Source organism: Selenomonas sp. (assembly GCF_052169755.1).
GTDB lineage: Bacteria > Bacillota > Negativicutes > Selenomonadales > Selenomonadaceae > Selenomonas.
Map to the genome: position 1 here is coordinate 1 of NZ_JBQNBV010000165.1, position 3,792 is coordinate 3,792.

Sequence of the window (3,792 nt, forward strand, 5' to 3'; positions counted from 1 at the left end):
TCTACAAAGTGGACGTTTGTGCGCTAAGCTTACAATGAAAGTCCAAGAAGTCAAGTCCGCAGGACGCAGGCTGATTGGCGTCTACCGCTTCCCCACCCACAGGACGCCGTCGGGGCTGTCCCATGCGCCGAAAGGCGCACCCGGACGAAGGAGCATCGCCTGCCCCTTCGCGAGCAAGTCTCCTTCGGGCGTCCGCAAATCGTCCATAGCATCGTTCACGAGATGCCATGCGCCATTTTGCCTTGATATGTACGCCTTGACGGTACGATCCCGCGCTTTTTCATCGGGGAATACGTTTTCCATGAAGTGCCACAAAAAGAGCGGCAGACCGTCGTAGATGTTCAAAAGTCCGGACTGCAGCCATTGCCCTTCCTTGCCGCGCACGCGGCGCAGACGCTTTACATGCAGTACACGGCGTTCGGGCACAGCAGCGCCGCAGAAGGGGCAGCGCGGCGCTTTCGTATCGTGCAGGACAAAAAATTTCTCCGGACAATGCGGATTTACGCACGGCTGCAGAAGATCCCACGTCTTGACGAGCGCTTTCTCCCACTCAAACGCCGACGGGCGCGCTTCCGGCTCGTGCAGACCATCGACGAAAGCGCGCAGGAAGAGTTTTTCAAGGTACGGCCCTAAATCGTGGATCGTGACCTTCAGCCCTTCGGGGCGATTGGAGCGGTCGGTCGGATGCTCGGCGAAGAGCGCCTTTTCTCCGTAGATCAGAAAGTCAGCCTCTTCGGCGGGCAGGTCGTAGTTCTTCGGCCCTTCGAGCGGATGACGCTTGAGCAGATATTGATAGAGAAGCACGGGCAGCGCGAAGAGATCCGTCAACAGGCTCGGGGCGACGCGGCGCACATCGCCGGCAGAAAGCTCCATTGAGGCGAGCACTTCAGGCGCGATGTAGCCCTTTGTCCCTGCGACCTCGGGCGGATACAGGCCGGGCACGACAAGAGAGTCGATGTCGATGACGACGCAGCTGCCGCTCTTGGGATCGACGAGGACGTTGTTGCACGAAAGATCGGAATGCGCCAGCCCCGCTTGATGCATACGGCGCACGGCGCGTGCGAGCGCGATGGATAGCCGCAGCATGGTTTGAAAGCTGCCAAGTTCGTCCTTTTTCAGATACTTGCGCACGCGGCTCGTGAACCAATTTCCTTTCTTGTCCCTGCCGGCGAGATCAATCTGACTGGAAGCTTCGCGCCCGAAAAAGAAGTTCTTTGGATAGGCGGGGCAGACGATGCCGAACTCCGGCTTGACGACGAGCGCCGTCGGCCAGCAAAAAAGATCAGCGAAGTATGTCGCCGCTTCCACCGTATTGCCGCGCGCGCCGCCCTTCGTTTCCGCAATCGTCGGATTGTAGCGTCCGATGATCGCCGTCAGCCGATCGACGAGCGCTTCGTCAACGATGTCCGGATTTAGAAAGAACTGCACGACGTAAGATTTGTCGGGGGCAAAGTATGTGTATTTCATGCCGCCCTGCGGCGGATTTTCCGTAACGACGTAAGGAATCCTTCTGCCGTCGGCGAGGATGGCTTCTCTGACCCTAGGCATGACCTGCATCTCCCCACGAGAGCAGCGCAAGCGTGCGGTCATCGAAGGAACCGCGCGTCAAATAGTTGTCCAGCCAGATCTTCAGCCGTTCCGCACGCGAAGCGACATCCTTTAGGCTCGTATCCGCAACAGCCAGAGACAGCACATGCGCACGCTGCCACAAGGCTTCTTGCGTCGTTCCCAACGCGCGGCAAAGATGCTCGGCGGAATGCAGCGCAACGCGCGTTTCCTTGTCATTGACCCACGGGACGGCTTCGGGCTGCGGCAGGCTGCGCAAAAATTCGATGTCGTCGCGCGTAAACATTTCATTGTCCTGCACATTCGGCAAAACGCCGTTGAGCATAAGATCGAGATAGAGACGGTGCAGCTCCTGCGCATTGAAGTAGTCGTCTGCAACGCCGTCCGTCATCGTGAGGACGAGATCGTAAGCTCCGCGCGTGACGAGCGTCCGACGCTGCAAATTTGAGACGTCCGTCATGGCTTCGCTCGTCAGAAAGTCCGTCTCGCCTGAGAAGTCGCCGCTGTCGGGCTTGCCCATGAGCTTCACGGCGCTGCCGCAGGGCGCGTGCGTATTGACGGCACAGGTCATGCCGTCGCCAACTTGGCACGAGAGTATGAGAAGCTCCGCGCACTCGGGGACAGGCACGACGACGGTAACAAGGAGCGTCGCGGCAAAGTCGGAGAGGGCGATGTCGCGGCCGAGGAGCTTCGTGTACGCCGCCCTGCCGCATCGCTCGTAAAACGCCGCCAAGACGGCACGCCGCGCGGCGAGAACGCCTTCGTGCAGCGCCGCGCTGAGCTTCGCGCATGCCTCAACGAACGCCGCATCATCTGTGGGAAGCGCGAAAGCGGTGCGCTGTTCGGCGCCTGCTGCATCCAGGGTGCGAAGCTGCTCGTAGATCGCGCCTACGGCAGCCTCGCTCGCCGCACGCGCACCGACGCGCGAGAAGCGCTTCGAGCCTGCCCCGTCGGAAACAGCGACGATGGCGATGCCGCCGGTCTCCGCTGCCGCGAACCAGTCATCGCAGTTCGTGCCGTCGTGCTTGTGCTTCTTGCCGCGCACACGCGACGCGATGAAGTCTGCCGTACCGAGCCTGCGTTCTTCTTTCATATACTCCGGCGCAGCGTCCGGCTCATCCGTCGGTACAGGGTGATACTGCCAGAGCGATGCCGTATGCGCCAGTACCGCCGCATCGCTCAGAGCCGCAGGCTCCTCGTCGGCGGCAGGCGGCGCATCGCCCGCTTCGCTCGTCCCAGCGGCTGCGCCTTTTTCAAAAGGCGCATTTTCCGCAGTTTCCCCGCTTTTTTCCTCTTCTGGCACCGTACCCATGAGCGCCTGTTTTTGCGCATCTGCCGCCTGCGCCAGAGCGGCGGCTTCCTCTTTTCCCGTCAAAGCGTCTGCACCCCTTCCACACGCCAGCCATCCATCCCGCTCAAGGGACGACCGTAAAGCCTTTCGGCGGCGGCGGCAGCTCAATCGCCGCACCGGGCTTTGCGTCGAGACTCTTCGACGACATCTTGATCGAGCCGGAGACCCATGCGAAGAACTTCGCCATATCGCCTGCCGAAAGACTATTCATCATCAGCACGTTGTCCGTGATCTGCTTCAAATAGCTTGTATCCGCATCCGCACCCGCCGCACACGCGATGATGTTGCCGAGCTTGAGCGACTTAATCTCCGCCGCTGCCTGCCGAAAATCCTCCAAGTCGGTCGGATTGCCGTCCGTCAGCAGGAAAACGAGCGGCCGCCAATCGCCCTTCTGCGTCTCCGTATTCTTCCGCACCTCCGTGCGCACACATTCCGCGAGGAGCTTCAAGGCGCCGCCCATCAGCGTGCAGCCCTCCGCCTCAAGGCGAGGCTCCTTGAAGAGCATGAGTTCCGTGAGCTTCGTCGTCTGCTTCACCTGACTTGCAAAAGTGATAACCGAAAGATACGCCGTCTCAAGCGCCTGCGGGTCGCCGCGAAGCTCCGACAAAAGCGCCTTGATCCCCTGCCGAACCGCCTCAATCGGCTCGCCCATCATCGATCCCGAGCAATCCAAAAGCAAATACACCGGCAGTCTGCGTCCATAATCCGCCATGAATGGCACCTCCCATGATCTTAAAGCAAATCCTTTTTATTTTTAAGAAAGCACGAATACATGCAGCCGCGCATCTGTGCAAATCTGAGCGACTTCATTGGATCCATACTTCCTCAAGTATAGCACTGAAAATTTCTTTCAGGCAACCTTTTCTATTTCAAAG

3 protein-coding genes are annotated in these 3,792 nt (G+C 59.6%); all 3 read right to left on the bottom strand.

The annotated features are described in order from the left end of the window. Window positions 1–81: 81 nt before the first annotated feature. Genes ACTTKG_RS09635 through ACTTKG_RS09645 form a run of 3 tightly spaced genes read right to left on the bottom strand, consistent with a single transcriptional unit; the run spans window position 82 to window position 3,629 of the window. On the bottom strand, window positions 82–1,548 hold the full coding sequence (locus ACTTKG_RS09635) for a protein kinase domain-containing protein (protein ID WP_442673972.1): 1,467 nt from the start codon (window positions 1,546–1,548) through the stop codon (window positions 82–84). Next, window positions 1,541–2,941 carry a protein phosphatase 2C domain-containing protein gene (locus tag ACTTKG_RS09640; protein WP_442673973.1) on the bottom strand — a complete coding sequence of 467 codons (1,401 nt, stop codon included), beginning with the start codon at window positions 2,939–2,941 and terminating at the stop codon, window positions 1,541–1,543. The genes ACTTKG_RS09635 and ACTTKG_RS09640 overlap by 8 nt, the downstream gene beginning before the upstream one ends. A 40-nt stretch (window positions 2,942–2,981) precedes the next feature. Further along, complete coding sequence (locus ACTTKG_RS09645) at window positions 2,982–3,629, bottom strand: vWA domain-containing protein (protein WP_442673974.1); 648 nt, start codon at window positions 3,627–3,629, stop codon at window positions 2,982–2,984. Window positions 3,630–3,792: the final 163 nt, after the last annotated feature.